This window comes from Salinisphaera sp., assembly GCF_002729955.1.
In the GTDB taxonomy this organism is placed as follows: domain Bacteria; phylum Pseudomonadota; class Gammaproteobacteria; order Nevskiales; family Salinisphaeraceae; genus Salinisphaera.
Map to the genome: position 1 here is coordinate 98092 of NZ_PBYA01000049.1, position 13993 is coordinate 112084.

The following is a 13993-nucleotide window of genomic DNA, read 5'->3' on the forward strand; positions in this document are numbered from 1 at the left end:
TTGTTGCGCCCTAAAGCTGTGCTCGCGCTCGAAGACGGTAGCCTGTTTCACGGTCGTGCAATCGGTGCCCCTGGCACGACGGTGGGCGAGGTCGTGTTCAACACGGCCATGACCGGCTACCAGGAAATCCTCACCGATCCCTCGTATCGCCAGCAGATGGTCACCCTGACCTATCCGCATATCGGCAATACCGGGGCCAACCCCGAAGACGTCGAATCCGATCGGGTTCAGGCGGCCGGCCTGATTATTCGCGAAGTCCCGCGGGCCCAGAGCAACTGGCGTGCATCCAGCGGGCTGATCGAATACCTCGAGGAGAACGGCATCGTCGGTATCGGCGATATCGATACCCGACGGCTGACGCGCCTGCTGCGGGAAAAGGGCGCCCAGAACGGATGTATCGTGGCCGGCGATACGATCGACACCGACGAAGCCCTTGCCCAGGCGCGCGCCTTCCCGGGTCTGAAAGGCGCGGATCTGGCCGCCGATGCGGGTACGCGAGAGATCTACACCTGGTCCGAGCCGACCTGGGTCGGGCCCAACGACGCGCATTCGGCCGCGCCGCCGAGCTATCACGTTGCCGTTTACGACTACGGCGTGAAGTACAACATCCTGCGTCGCCTGGTCGATTGCGGCGCCAAGCTCACGGTCGTGCCGCCGCGCACGCCGGTTGCCGACGTACTGGACATGGGCGTGGACGGCGTGCTGCTGGCCAACGGGCCGGGCGATCCGGAACCCTGCGATTATGCGATCGCGACCTGTCGCGAGCTCATCGAGCGGGGCTTTCCGACGCTGGGTATCTGTCTGGGCCACCAGATTCTGGGCCTAGCCGCCGGCGGTCGCAGCCTGAAGATGAAGTTCGGCCATCACGGCGCCAACCATCCGGTGCAGGACGTGGATACCGGCGAAGTGATGATCAGCAGCCAGAACCACGGCTTCGCCATCGACGAAGCCAGCCTGCCCGAGACCGCTCGCGTGACCCATCGGTCGCTGTTCGACGGCTCCCTGCAGGGCATGGAGATCGTCGGCAAGCCGGTGTTTTCCTTCCAAGGGCATCCGGAAGCCAGCCCCGGCCCGCATGACGTGGCGCCGATCTTCGATCGCTTCATGCGGGCGATGGAAAGCCATCGGTAGTCCGCAAATCAACGCGAATGAGCGCAAATGGAAGACAATATTTCAAAGCGTGTCATCGGTTGTGCATTTACGGTAAGCAACCAGCTTGGTTGCGGTTTTCTCGAAAATGTTTATGAGAATGCGCTGGCGATCGAGCTTCGCGACCAGCGCATCGAATTCGAACAGCAAAAGGCGCTCAAGGTTTATTACCGTGGCGTGGTGATCGGCCAATACGTCGCGGATATCGTGGTCGCGCAATGTTTGATCATCGAGATCAAGGCGTTGGCGGCAATCACGTCGACCCATGAAGCGCAACTTATGAATTACCTGCAGGCGACGGGTATTACTGTTGGCCTGCTCTTGAATTTTGGTACCCAACGCCTCGGCGTGAAGCGCATTGTTAAGTCGCACGACGACTCTTCGCCGATCTGACTTTTATTTGCGCTCATTTGCGTCAATTTGCGGACAAGTGATTTATGCCTAAGCGCACAGACCTGAAAAGCATCCTAGTCATCGGTGCCGGCCCGATCGTGATCGGCCAAGCCTGCGAGTTCGACTACTCGGGCATGCAGGCTTGCAAGGCGCTCAAGGACGAGGGCTTTCGCGTCATTCTCGTGAACTCGAATCCGGCCACCATCATGACCGACCCGGAAACGGCGGACGCGGTCTATGTGGAGCCGATCACCTGTGCGACGGTCGAGCGCATCATCGAGGCCGAAAAGCCGGATGCTTTGCTGCCCACCATGGGCGGCCAGACTGCGCTCAACTGCGCGCTCGATCTGTATAACTCGGGTGTGCTGGCCAAGCACGGCATCGAAATGATCGGCGCCACGCAGGAGGCCATCGACATGGCCGAGGACCGCAGCGCCTTTCGTGCGGCCATGACCGAGATCGGGCTGGCCACGCCCGAGTCGGCGGTCGTGCATACGATGGATGAAGGCATCGAAGTACAGGCCCGCATCGGCTTTCCGATCATCATGCGCCCGTCCTTCACCCTCGGCGGCACCGGCGGTGGCATCGCCTACAACCGTGAGGAGTTCGAGGATCTGCTCTCGCGCGGTCTGGAGCTGTCGCCGACCAACGAAGTGCTGCTTGAACAGAGCGTGCTGGGCTGGAAGGAATACGAGATGGAGGTGGTGCGCGACCATGCGGACAACTGCATCATCATCTGTGCGATCGAAAACGTCGACGCCATGGGCGTGCACACCGGTGACTCCATCACCGTCGCGCCGGCCCAGACCCTGACCGACAAGGAATACCAGGTCATGCGCGACGCCTCGCTGGCGTGCCTGCGCAAGATCGGCGTGGATACCGGCGGCTCGAACGTGCAGTTCGCCATCAATCCCGCCGACGGCAAGATGATCATCATCGAGATGAACCCGCGCGTGTCGCGCTCCTCCGCGCTGGCCTCCAAGGCGACGGGTTTTCCCATTGCCAAGGTCGCGGCCAAGCTGGCGGTGGGGTATACGCTCGACGAGCTCGACAACGAGATCACCGGCGGTGCCACGCCGGCCTCGTTCGAGCCGGCGCTCGACTATGTCGTCACCAAGATGCCGCGCTTCACCTTCGAGAAGTTTCCGGCCGCCGACAGTCGCCTGACCACGCAGATGAAGTCGGTAGGCGAGGCGATGGCCATCGGCCGCAGCTTCCAGGAATCGCTGCAGAAGGCGATGCGCAGCCTGGAAATCGGTTCCGACGGTTTCGAGCCGAAGCTCGACGACCTGACCAGCGACGCGGCCAAGGACACCCTGCGGGCCGAGCTGTCGACGCCGCGTGCCGAACGCATGTGGTACATCGGCGACGCGTTCCGGGCCGGCTTCACCCTCGAGGAAGTGCACCGGCTGAGCCATATCGACCCCTGGTTTCTCGACCAGATCGAGGAGCTCATCGCCATGGAGGGCGCGCTTGCGCAGTCCACGCTGGGCGATATCGACGCGGATACGCTGCGCGCCTACAAGCGCAAGGGCTTTTCCGATCTGCGGCTGGCCACGCTGCTCGGCTGCGACGAGTTCGCGGTGCGCCGCGCGCGGCTGAAAAACGGCATCGTGCCGGTCTACAAACGGGTGGATTCCTGTGCGGCCGAATTCCCGACCGCCACGGCCTACCAGTATTCGTCCTATGACGAGGAATGCGAGGCCAACCCCACGGATCGCGACAAGATCATGGTGCTCGGCGGCGGCCCCAACCGGATCGGCCAGGGCATCGAGTTCGACTACTGCTGCGTGCACGCAGCACTTGCGATGCGCGAAGACGGCTACGAGACCATCATGGTCAACTGCAACCCGGAAACCGTCTCCACCGACTACGACACCTCGGACCGGCTCTATTTCGAGCCGCTGACCTTCGAGGACGTGATGTCGATCATCGATGTCGAGAAGCCCAAGGGCGTGATCGTGCAGTACGGCGGCCAGACCCCGTTGAAGCTCGCACGCCGTCTGGAAGCTGCCGGCGCGCCGATCATCGGCACCACGCCGGATTCGATCGATCTGGCCGAGGATCGCGATCGCTTCCTCAATCTGGTCAACAAGCTGGGCCTGAAGCAGCCGGCCAACCGCAGCGCACGTTCCGAGGCCGAGGCCATGCGCCTGGCCGAAGAAGTGGGCTTTCCCATGGTGGTCCGCCCGTCGTACGTGCTGGGTGGCCGGGCGATGGAAATCGTCTACGAGCCGGAGGATCTGCAGCGCTACATGACCGCCGCGGTCAAGGTCTCGCCGGATTCGCCGGTATTGCTGGATCGCTTTCTGGAAGATGCGATCGAGCTGGACGTCGATGCCATCTGCGACGGCACGGATGTGTTCATCGGCGGCATCATGGAACATATCGAGCAGGCCGGTGTGCATTCGGGCGATTCGGCCTGTTCGCTGCCGCCCTACAGTCTTGGCGCCGAGGTGCTCGACGAGGTACGCCGCCAGACCGCCGCACTCGCGCGCGGGCTGTCGGTGGTGGGCCTGATGAACGTGCAGTTCGCCATTCGTGGCGGCGAGGTCTATTTGCTGGAAGTCAATCCGCGCGCCTCGCGTACCGTGCCGTTCGTGTCCAAGGCCACCGGTGTGCCGCTGGCCAAGATCGCCGCACGCTGCATGGCGGGGCAGACGCTGGCCGAGCAGAACATTGGCGCCGAACGTAAGATCGAGCATTTCGCGGTCAAGGAGGCGGTGTTCCCCTTCTCCAAGTTCCCGACCGTCGATCCCTTGCTGGGCCCGGAGATGAAGTCCACCGGCGAGGTCATGGGCGTTGGGCGTACCTTTGGCGAGGCGTTTGCCAAGTCGCAGCTCGCCGGGGGCGTGGGTCTGCCCGAGGGCGGCACGGCGCTGATCACGGTACGCGACGGCGACAAGCCCCATGCGGTCAAGCTTGCACGCGAACTCTCCGATGCCGGCTTCAAAATCGTGGCCACGCACGGCACGGCCGGGGCGATCAGCGAGGCCGGCGTGGAATGCACGGTGGTCAACAAGGTCAAGGAAGGCCGGCCGCATCTCGTCGACATGATCAAGAACGGCGAAATCCAGCTGGTGGTCAATACCACCGAGGGCAAGCGGGCGATCGAGGAATCGCGTTCGATCCGCATTACCGCGCTGCGCTACAAGGTGGCCTACTTCACCACCATCGCCGGTGCCCAGGCCAGCTGCACGGCACTCGCGGATGGGCGCGCGGCGCAGGTCTATTCGCTGCAATCCATTCAGGCCTCGATCCCGGCCTAGCGGATACAGCAGCCGGTGGTGCGGGCTCGAAGCCCGCACCAGGCCTGCGATACGTGCGGGTCTGGACGGTCGGGCGGCACCCCTTGCGGCAGTGGTGCGCGGCCCGAGGCCGAAAAAAGTCTGCGAACTCGTTATAATGCGATCAAACCAAAACACAGACTGTAGCCATTAGCGACCAACATTCTGCAAACGAAGTCCGGTTTCGCCCGCCCCGTAAAGAGGACGGCGCCGGCATTCTCCGACTCGTCCACGACCTGGGCGTGCTCGACGTCAACTCCGCCTACGCGTACATGCTCATTGGCGAGCATCACGCGGCGACCAGCGTGGTCGCCGAAATCGACGGCGAACTGGTGGGGTTCATTACCGCCTATATTCTCCCGGCCCAGCCCGATATCGTCTTCGTATGGCAAGTCGGCGTGGCCGAAGCCGGCCGCGGTCGCGGTCTGGCCACGCGCATGCTTTTCGAAATCCTCGAACGCGAGGCCTGCGAGAACGTGCGCTATCTGGATACCACCATCGGGCCGAGCAACGACCCGTCCATCGCGTTGTTCCGTGGTCTCGCGCGTCGCCTGGAAACGACCGTCGACGAAAGCGAGCTTTTTTCCAGCGAAATGTTCGGCGATTTCGACGACGAACCCCACGAGCCGGAAATTCTTTTCCGCATCGGCCCGTTCGACCGCGCGAGCGTGATCGCGCACGACACCGAATAGCATCGCTCGGCCGCTTGCCATGCGGCCGCAGGTCATCGATTATCCGAGCAACAGCTCAGGAGTATTTATGGAAATCATCAATCGTCTTGAATCCGAAGTCCGCGGCTATGTCCGCTCCTTCCCCAAGGTGTTTACCTGGGCGAAGGGCAACCGCATGAAGGCCCAGGACGGAAGCGAGTATCTCGACTTCTTCTCCGGCGCCGGCGCGCTCAACTATGGTCATAACGACGAGACCATGAAAGCCGCGCTGATCGAATACATCCAGTCCGACGGCGTGACCCACGGCCTGGACATGGCCACGGCCGAGAAGGTGCGTTTCCTCGAAACCTTCGAGAACGTGATCATGAAGCCGCGCGGCATGGAATATAAGATCCAGTTCCCGGGGCCGACCGGTACCAACGCCGTGGAAGCCGCGCTCAAGATCGCGCGCAAGGTCAAGAAGCGTCCGGGCGTGCTGTTCTTCACCAATGCCTATCACGGCATGACGCTGGGTGCGCTGGCGGTGACCGGCAACGCCTCCAAGCGCGGTGGTGCCGGCGTGGCCATGCCGGGCGCCACCCCGCTGCCGTACTGCGGCTATTTCGGCGAAAGCCGGGATACCGCCGACGATCTCGAGGCCATGCTCAAGAACAGCTCCAGCGGTCTGGAAAAGCCGGCGGCGATCATCGTTGAAACGGTGCAGGGCGAGGGCGGCATCAACGTCGCCAGCTTCGACTGGCTCAAGAAGGTCGAAAAACTCTGCCACGAGCACGACATGCTGTTCATCGTGGACGATATCCAGGCCGGCGTCGGCCGTACGGGGCCGTTCTTCTCGTTCGAACCGGCGGGTATCAAACCCGACATCATCACCGTGTCGAAGTCGCTGTCCGGCTATGGCCTGCCGCTGGCGATCACCATGATCCGTCCGGATCTGGATATCTGGAGCCCGGGCGAGCACAACGGCACCTTCCGTGGCTTCAACCACGCCTTCGCCACCGCCAACGCGGCGCTGAAAACCTACTGGAGCGACGACAAGCTCGAGAAGGAAACGCTGCGCAAGAGCGAGACCATCAAGCAGCGCCTGAACGCGATGGTGGATGCACAGCCGTCCTTCAAAGCTGAAATCCGTGGCCGTGGCTTTTTCATCGGCATGGACTGCGAGAACGCAGAGCTGGCCGACGAGATCGCTGGCGAATGCTTCGAAAACGGGCTGATCCTGGAAACGGCGGGCGCCGACGACAACGTCATGAAGGTCATGCCGCCGCTGATCAGCACCGATGAAGATATCGCCGAAGGCCTGGACATCATCGAAAAGGCGCTGGCCACCGTGCTCGAACGTCACGGCCTGCTCAACAGCGCGGCCTGATCGTTCGTTTTTGACTGCAATCCTTCACACATACTGTAGGATGCAGAGGTGTGGATCATCACAAGACGCTAGGAGTCTTATATGAAGATTGTGCGTACCGAAGACCTGCGCGGCACCGATCGCGAAGTCATCAGCCCGGACGGCTGGACCAGCGTGCGCTGGTTGCTCAAAAGCGACGGCATGGGGTTTTCGTTTCACGAAACGACCTTCCCGCCGGGCCTCGAGTTCGACATGTGGTACAAGTACCACCTCGAAGCGGTGTTCTGCTATCAGGGCGAAGGCACGATCGTTAACCGTGACACCGGCGAAGAGCACAAGATCGAGCCGGGTACCGTGTATGCGCTGGATAACCACGACAAGCATACGCTCAAGGCCAAGACGGAAATGAAGCTGGTCTGTGCCTTCAACCCGCCGGTCACCGGCCGCGAGATCCATGATGAAGACGGCGCCTATGTGCCGCCGGAAGACTGATCACGCGATTAGCTCGCGAGATTCAGTACGGATCTGAAAAAGCCCCGGTCGAAAGACCGGGGCTTTTTTGTGCCTGGCGTCTGCGGGGCGGGGCGCTCTAGGCGGTCAGTCCGCCCACGAGCGCACCCGCGAGCAGGGGCAGGCTCTGCGCCACGATGAGCACGAACAGGCCCGCGCTGGCGATGATGCCGATCAGCGGCAGGCCGGCCAGCGCCGTACCAAAGCCGACCAGCACGAAGCACAGCACGGCCGCCGGTAGTACGGCGGCGAGCAGGCCGCGACCGGCGCTGCCCGCGGTGCGACCGCCCACGAAGCCCGCGATCAGGGGGCCGAGCAGCGGCAGCCAGAACAGCAGCAGGGAGAGGACGGCCATCCAGATCATGGCCATGACGAGACTGCCTTGTTTCATTCGATCTTTACCTTTCTTGCATGGACGAGTGCCCGTCAAAGCCGGACAATGACGCCGATTATCGCATTTGAGCGCCAATCGCCATGAATCGTTACAGCCTCGACAACTACGAGCGGCCCGAACTCGAGCCGCCGCAAACCGACGCCAAGCTGCTCATGCATTCCTGCTGTGCGCCCTGTGCCGGAGAAGTGCTGGCCGCGGTCAAGGCCGCCGGTATCGATGTCACCGTGTATTTCTACAACCCGAACATCCATCCGGTTCAGGAATACGAGATGCGCAAGGCGGAAGACATCCGCTACTGCGAACAGCTCGGCATCCCGCATATCGATGGCGATTACGATACCGACAACTGGTTCGACCGTATTCGCGGGCTGGAAAACGAGCCCGAGCGTGGGCGTCGCTGCACCGTATGTTTCGACATGCGTTTCGAGCGTACGGCGCTGTATGCCGCCGAGCACGGCTATGGCCTGGTCTCCAGCACGCTGGGCATCTCGCGCTGGAAGAACATGGCCCAGATCAACGAAGCCGGCGTGCGCGCGGCCAATCGCTACGACGATGTCACCTACTGGACGCTGAACTGGCGCAAGCAGGGCGGGGCTGCCCGCATGATCGAGATCGCCAAGCGCGAGGCCTTTTACCAGCAGGAATACTGCGGCTGTGTGTACAGCCTGCGGGATACCAACCGCCACCGCACGGCGAGCGGTAGGCCCCGGATTCAGAAAGGCATCAAGTTCTACGGCCGCGAGGCCATTCGCAGCGCGAACGTGCCCGGCCGTGGCGAATATCCGACGCTCGATCGGAGCACGGACTGAATCGCGGCGCGTCGGCGCGTGGCTGACGCCATTCTTACGACCGCCTCGCTATAATTTCGCCATGACCCGCCCCCATGTGCATTCCGCCGCCGCGCATCGTCAGGCGCGCTCGGACTTCAGCGCCAAGCGCCGGGCGACGATCGTCGGTGCCCTGGTGAATCTGCCGCTGGCGCTGATCAAGGTGCTGGTCGGGGTAATCGGGCATTCGCAGGCGCTTATTGCTGACGGCGTGCATTCCGCGGCTGACCTGCTCAGCGACGCGGTGGTGCTCGGCGCCGTGCAAATGGGCATGCAGCAGGCCGATCATGACCATCCCTATGGTCATGCCCGTATGGAAACCGCGGCGACGTCGCTGGTGTCGCTGTTCTTGCTCATCACCGCCGGCGCGCTGGCCTACGACGGGATTCGCCATCTGGCCACCGACGCGCCCAGCACGCCACCCACGCTGCTCGCGCTGGCGGTCGCGGTTCTGTCGCTGGTGCTCAAGGAAGGCCTGTTCTGGTACACCCTGCGCGTCGCGCGCAAGGCAAAATCCCAGCTCATCGAAGCCAATGCCTGGCATCACCGCAGCGATGCGCTGTCGTCGATCGCGGCCCTCGTAGCGATCGGCGGGTCCATGCTCGGCTATGCGGCGCTCGACGCGCTCGGCGCCATTCTCATCGGCCTCATGCTTGCCTTCATCGGCATACGCTATGGCTGGCAGAGCTTTCGCGAACTGGTGGATACGGGGCTGAAGGCTGACCGTATTCAGGTGGTGCGCGAACAGATCGCCACCGTGCCCGGCGTGCGGCACATGCGCCGCCTGCGCACCCGCACGATGGGCGGTCACGACGCGTTCGCCGATGTGGGCGTGTTCGTCGACCCTTACGTGAGCCTGACAGAGGCGCATCGCATCAGCGAGGCGATCACATCGAGGCTGGTGCGCCACGTGGACGAGATCGCCGATATCTGCGTACATATCGAGCCGGACGGTCATGCCGATTCCGACGCGGCCCATGCGCTACCCCTGCGCGAACAGATCCTGCCCGAACTCGAACGGGCCTGGCAGGACCTGCCGGCGGCAGACGGGATTCAGCGGGTGACGCTGCATTATCTCGACGACGTCATCGAAGTCGAGGTCCAGCTACCGTTGGCGCGGGTACCGTTCCACGAGCGCGATCAGGCCGCCTTCGATGCCATCGCCCGCGAGATCAGCCCGATTGCCGAAATCCGGCTGCTCTACGCCGCACCGCAACGCACGCAGCGTCACGAGTGATCGCGTGGGCAAGATAACGTCTGCGAATGAACGTAAACAAACGCGATTAAGCATGAAGACCGATAATCATCGGGCGTCAGGTCAGCTTTAAGCGCTCAAGCCTGATATTGGTTTTACCCCCATAATCGAGCGCAACGAAGCCGTTACGGTCGAATAGCGCCGTGCATCAGCCGTCTTGTCTTGCATTCGCGTTTATTGGCGTTCATTTGCGGACCGTTTTATTTTCTTGAAAACAAAACCGCAGGTTACACAGTGGGCGTTTGCCGACCCGCCGCTAATAGGCGAACTCGGTGAACACCGGGTCGACCGATTCATTCCAGCGGCCGGCATACAGATCCAGCAGCGTTTCCGCAGGCGTGACGCCGGTCTCGGCGATTTCGGCCAGCTGGTCGAGATACATCCGTTCGTCGCGATCCTGGCTGTCCAGCCGTGCGCGTCTTTCCAGCCCGCCCTGGGCGATGGCGACCACTTCGCGTGCCACATCCTGCAGGGTGCCATCGCGAAACGGCGTTTTCAGGCCATGGATGGGGGCTTCGCGGCGCAGGCGATTGCGTTCTTCGGCGCTGAAGTCACGACACAACTGCCAGGCGGCGTCGAGGGCTTCGCTGTCGTAGCACAGGCCCGCCCACAGCGCGGGCAGGGCGCACAGGCGTCGCCAGGGGCCCCCGTCGGCGCCGCGCATTTCCATGAAGCGCTTGAGGCGCACTTCCGGGAAGAGCGTGGTCAGATGATCGTCCCAGTCGGAGAGCGTGGGCAGTTCGCCCGGCAGGGCGGGCAGCTTGCCGGCCATGAAATCGCGAAACGACTGGCCGGACGCATCGATATAGCGCCCGTCGCGATAGACGAAGTACATGGGCACATCGAGCGCGTACTCGATATAGCGTTCGAAGCCCATGTCGTCGTCGAATACCCAGTCGAGCATGCCGGAGCGGTCGTTGTCGGTATCGGTCCAGATTTGGCTGCGGTACGACACGAAGCCGTTCGGTTTGCCCTCGGTGAAGGGCGAGTTGGCGAACAGCGCCGTGGCCACCGGTTGAAGCGCCAGGCCGACCCGGAACTTCTGGATCATGTCGGCTTCCGAGCCGTAGTCGATATTCACCTGGACAGTCGAGGTACGCAGCATCATGTCGAGCCCGAGCGTGCCCACCTTGGGCATATAGGCCTTCATGATGTCGTAGCGCTGTTTGGGCATCCACGGCACGTCGGCACGGGCCCATTTGGGCTGAAAACCCAGGCCCAGCAGGCCGACATTCAGTTCGGCAGCGACTTCCTTGACCTGTTTGAGATGCACATGGATCTCGTCGCAGGTTTCATGGACGCTATCCAGCGGGGCGCCCGCGAGTTCGAGCTGGCCGCCGGGTTCGAGCGTGATATGACAACGGCCCAGTTCAAGTGCGACGAGATTGCCGTTCTCGGTCATCGGCTGCCAGCCGAAGCGCTGCAGCTTTTCCAGAAAGGTGTGGATGCCGCGCTCGCCCTCGTAGGGCAGGGCCCTGAGGGTGTCGCGATCAAACACGAATTTCTCGTGCTCGGTACCCAGGCGCCAACGGCTCGGCGGCTTGCAGGCGTTTTCGAAGTATTCGATGAGCTGGCGGCGATCCGTGATCGTCGCGCCGCCGGATTGTGAAGGCGCCGACATGGATTCTCCAATCGGTCATGATCGCTGGCCGCAGGCCAGGCGCATCATGCTGCAGTCTGAATTTGGCGCATGGTAACGTTAAAAAGCATCTACCGGGATAGTTGGCGAATGCAATCAATACAGGGCGCAGGCCAGCGAGCGGCCGCGTGCGCAATTCGCGCTGAATCGACGGCGCGAGCGCGCGCGTTTGTCTGGAGTTCATCATGAGTACGGCCACCTCCAAATCGGCCCATATCGAAGCGCTGTTTCGGCTCACGCGCTTGCACAAGCCGATCGGTATCTTCCTGGTGGTCTGGCCCATGCTGTGGGCGTTGTGGCTGGCCGCTGGCGGGATGCCCGATCCGTGGGTGCTTTGCGTGTTCGTGCTCGGCGCGATACTCATGCGCTCGGCCGGCTGTGTGATCAACGACTTCGCCGATCGCAAGATCGACGGCTACGTACGTCGCACCAAGGAGCGTCCGCTGGCCACCGGCGAGGTGAGTTCACGCGAGGCGCTGATCCTTTTTGCCGTGCTGTGCCTGGCCGCCTTCGCGCTGGTGCTCACGCTCAACGGTCTGACCATTGCGATGTCCGTCGTGGGTGCGGGGCTGGCCGTGCTGTACCCGTTCACCAAGCGATTGACCCACTGGCCACAGATGTTTCTGGGCGCGGCCTTTGGCTGGGCGGTACCCATGGCGTTCGCAGCCCAGGCCGGCTTCGTGCCGTGGGGCGGCTGGCTGCTGTTCGTGGCTACGCTCATCTGGGCACTGGTCTACGACACCTTCTATGCCATGGTCGATCGCGACGACGACCTCAAGATCGGGGTCAAGTCCACCGCCATTCTATGGGGCCGCTACGATCGGGCCGTGATCGGTGCCTTCCAGCTGCTGTTCTTTGCGCTGCTGATCGGTGTAGGGAGCGCGTTCGAGCTGGGCTGGCTGTACTACCTCGGCCTGGACGGCGGCGCGGCGATGGCGGTGAATCATCAATGGCTTGCACGCCATCGCGAGCGCGATGCCTGTTTTCGCGCCTTCATGCAGCACAACATTCTTGGCGGGGTCATCTTCGCCGGCGTGGTGGCGGATCTCGCCCTTCGCTAGGCGGGCGTTAAGCGCTCGGTACTCGCTTTCGATGCAAGGCCGGCCGCCGTGCTGGCCCATCTTTCAATGAATACGGTAATCGTCTATGAGTAACGCTGATCTGATCGCGCGCGATCTGAAAGTCGTCTGGCATCCCTGTACCCAGATGAAGGACACCGAGGCCATGCCGCCGGTGCCCATCAGACGCGGCGAGGGCGTATGGCTGGAAGATTTTGACGGCAATCGCTATATCGACGCCGTGAGCTCCTGGTGGGTGAATATCTTCGGCCACGCCAACCCGGCCATCAACGACCGCATCAAGACGCAGCTGGACACCCTCGAACACGTCATGCTGGCGGGTTTTTCACACGAGCCGGCGGTGGAACTGGCCGAGCGGCTGGTCGATCTCACCCCGGCCGGGCTCACCCGTGCCTTCTATGCCGACAACGGCTCGGCCGCGGTCGAAGTCGCGCTCAAGATGAGTTTTCATTACTGGCGTAACACCGGACATGGCGAAAAGACCCGTTTCATCAATATGGGCAACAGCTATCACGGCGAAACGCTGGGCGCGCTCGCGGTGGGCGACGTCGATCTCTATAAAAAGACCTACGAGCCGCTGCTACTCAAGCCACTGACGGCGCGCTCTCCCGATTGCTACCAGCGTGAACCCGGCGTGAGCTGGGAAGAACACAGCCGTGCGGTATTCGCCGACATGGAAGCGCTGCTTGCCGAGCATGCCCATGAAACCTGTGCCGTGATCGTGGAGCCGCTGCTGCAGTGTGCCGGCCATATGCGCATGTATCACCCGGTGTATCTGGAACTGCTGCGCGAGGCCTGCGATCGCTACGGCGTGCATCTCATCGCCGACGAGATCGCGGTCGGGTTCGGCCGTACGGGCACCCTGTTCGCCTGCGAGCAGGCCGGCGAGCGCGGTATCTCGCCGGACTTCATGTGCCTGTCCAAGGGGCTGACGGCCGGTTACCTGCCGCTGTCGATCACCATGACCACCGACGACATCTACGCGGCGTTCTACGACGATTACGCCAACCTCAACGCGTTTTTGCACTCGCATTCCTATACCGGCAATCCGCTGGCCTGTGCGGCCGCGCTGGCGACGCTGGACGAGTTCGAGCGCCGCGACCAGATCGCGGTGAATCGTCAGCTGGCCCAGCACATGGCCGACGCGGTCGCACCGCTGGCCGAGCATCCGAACGTCGGCGAAGTACGCCAGACCGGCATGGTGCTGGCCATCGAAATGGTCGCCGACAAGGCCAGCGGGACGCCTTTCGACTGGCGTGAGCGCCGTGGTATTCGCGTTTACCAGCATGCCTTGAGTCAGGGCGCGCTGCTGCGCCCACTGGGTGACGTGATCTATTTCATGCCACCTTACGTAATCACGCCCGAACAGATCGAGCATCTGGGAAAAGTCGCTGCACAAGGCATAGAACGCGCTGTCTCGACTTGAGCCGAAAGCGCTGCTAGC

General features: G+C 62.6%; 12 protein-coding genes. 10 read left to right on the plus strand and 2 right to left on the minus strand.

The features are described from left to right. Positions 1 to 3: 3 nt before the first annotated feature. The 6 genes from carA to CMN27_RS13475 all read left to right on the plus strand — a co-directional run bounded on the left by carA (position 4) and on the right by CMN27_RS13475 (position 7337). Complete coding sequence (gene carA / locus CMN27_RS13450; RefSeq protein WP_293627204.1) at positions 4 to 1131, plus strand: glutamine-hydrolyzing carbamoyl-phosphate synthase small subunit; 1128 nt, start codon at positions 4 to 6, stop codon at positions 1129 to 1131. A gap of 27 nt (positions 1132 to 1158) precedes the next feature. After that, positions 1159 to 1542, plus strand: a complete 384-nt coding sequence (locus tag CMN27_RS13455) for a GxxExxY protein (protein ID WP_293627206.1) — start codon at positions 1159 to 1161, stop codon at positions 1540 to 1542. A gap of 44 nt (positions 1543 to 1586) precedes the next feature. Continuing rightward, a complete protein-coding gene (gene carB / locus CMN27_RS13460) occupies positions 1587 to 4811 on the plus strand; it encodes a carbamoyl-phosphate synthase large subunit (protein WP_293627208.1) in 3225 nt (1074 codons plus the stop codon). Between the two features lie 167 nt (positions 4812 to 4978). Next, entirely contained in the window at positions 4979 to 5521 is a 543-nt protein-coding gene (gene ectA, locus CMN27_RS13465; RefSeq protein WP_293627322.1) for a diaminobutyrate acetyltransferase, read from the plus strand. 67 nt (positions 5522 to 5588) lie between these two features. Next, entirely contained in the window at positions 5589 to 6866 is a 1278-nt protein-coding gene (gene ectB / locus CMN27_RS13470) for a diaminobutyrate--2-oxoglutarate transaminase (protein ID WP_293627210.1), read from the plus strand. 81 nt (positions 6867 to 6947) lie between these two features. Next, positions 6948 to 7337 carry an ectoine synthase gene (locus CMN27_RS13475; protein WP_293627212.1) on the plus strand — a complete coding sequence of 130 codons (390 nt, stop codon included), beginning with the start codon at positions 6948 to 6950 and terminating at the stop codon, positions 7335 to 7337. Between the two features lie 97 nt (positions 7338 to 7434). On the opposite strand, the gene CMN27_RS13480 is transcribed toward CMN27_RS13475, so the two are convergent. Beyond that, positions 7435 to 7746, minus strand: coding sequence for a hypothetical protein (locus CMN27_RS13480; protein WP_293627214.1), 312 nt, complete (start codon positions 7744 to 7746; stop codon positions 7435 to 7437). Between the two features lie 83 nt (positions 7747 to 7829). Here CMN27_RS13480 and CMN27_RS13485 point away from each other — a divergent pair, with 83 nt between their 5' ends. Together CMN27_RS13485 and CMN27_RS13490 are read left to right on the plus strand one after the other, a co-directional pair. Then, complete coding sequence (locus tag CMN27_RS13485; protein ID WP_293627216.1) at positions 7830 to 8558, plus strand: epoxyqueuosine reductase QueH; 729 nt, start codon at positions 7830 to 7832, stop codon at positions 8556 to 8558. A 61-nt stretch (positions 8559 to 8619) separates the two neighbouring features. After that, positions 8620 to 9813 (plus strand): cation diffusion facilitator family transporter, encoded by a 1194-nt coding sequence (locus tag CMN27_RS13490; protein WP_293627218.1) that lies wholly within the window; start codon positions 8620 to 8622, stop codon positions 9811 to 9813. A 274-nt stretch (positions 9814 to 10087) separates the two neighbouring features. Here the strand turns inward: CMN27_RS13490 and CMN27_RS13495 are convergent, their stop codons facing one another. Then, positions 10088 to 11452, minus strand: coding sequence for a glutamate--cysteine ligase (locus CMN27_RS13495; RefSeq protein WP_293627220.1), 1365 nt, complete (start codon positions 11450 to 11452; stop codon positions 10088 to 10090). 203 nt (positions 11453 to 11655) lie between these two features. Between CMN27_RS13495 and ubiA the strand changes: the two genes are divergently transcribed. Together ubiA and CMN27_RS13505 are read left to right on the plus strand one after the other, a co-directional pair. After that, the gene (gene ubiA / locus CMN27_RS13500) at positions 11656 to 12531 is read left to right on the plus strand and encodes a 4-hydroxybenzoate octaprenyltransferase (protein ID WP_293627222.1); all 876 of its coding nucleotides are present in this window, start codon (positions 11656 to 11658) and stop codon (positions 12529 to 12531) included. Positions 12532 to 12616: 85 nt separating this feature from the next. Beyond that, complete coding sequence (locus CMN27_RS13505) at positions 12617 to 13975, plus strand: adenosylmethionine--8-amino-7-oxononanoate transaminase (protein ID WP_293627224.1); 1359 nt, start codon at positions 12617 to 12619, stop codon at positions 13973 to 13975. Positions 13976 to 13993 lie beyond the last annotated feature (18 nt).

Excerpts from the sequence above, each read along its gene's own strand:
- CMN27_RS13475 (WP_293627212.1), top strand. The coding sequence starts at position 6,948 with ATGAAGATTGTGCGTACCGAAGACCTGCGCGGCACCGATCGCGAAGTC.
- carB (WP_293627208.1), top strand. The coding sequence starts at position 1,587 with ATGCCTAAGCGCACAGACCTGAAAAGCATCCTAGTCATCGGTGCCGGC.
- CMN27_RS13480 (WP_293627214.1), bottom strand. The coding sequence starts at position 7,746 with ATGAAACAAGGCAGTCTCGTCATGGCCATGATCTGGATGGCCGTCCTC.
- ectB (WP_293627210.1), top strand. The coding sequence starts at position 5,589 with ATGGAAATCATCAATCGTCTTGAATCCGAAGTCCGCGGCTATGTCCGC.
- CMN27_RS13485 (WP_293627216.1), top strand. The coding sequence starts at position 7,830 with ATGAATCGTTACAGCCTCGACAACTACGAGCGGCCCGAACTCGAGCCG.
- CMN27_RS13455 (WP_293627206.1), top strand. The coding sequence starts at position 1,159 with ATGGAAGACAATATTTCAAAGCGTGTCATCGGTTGTGCATTTACGGTA.
- CMN27_RS13495 (WP_293627220.1), bottom strand. The coding sequence starts at position 11,452 with ATGTCGGCGCCTTCACAATCCGGCGGCGCGACGATCACGGATCGCCGC.
- ubiA (WP_293627222.1), top strand. The coding sequence starts at position 11,656 with ATGAGTACGGCCACCTCCAAATCGGCCCATATCGAAGCGCTGTTTCGG.
- CMN27_RS13505 (WP_293627224.1), top strand. The coding sequence starts at position 12,617 with ATGAGTAACGCTGATCTGATCGCGCGCGATCTGAAAGTCGTCTGGCAT.
- CMN27_RS13490 (WP_293627218.1), top strand. The coding sequence starts at position 8,620 with ATGACCCGCCCCCATGTGCATTCCGCCGCCGCGCATCGTCAGGCGCGC.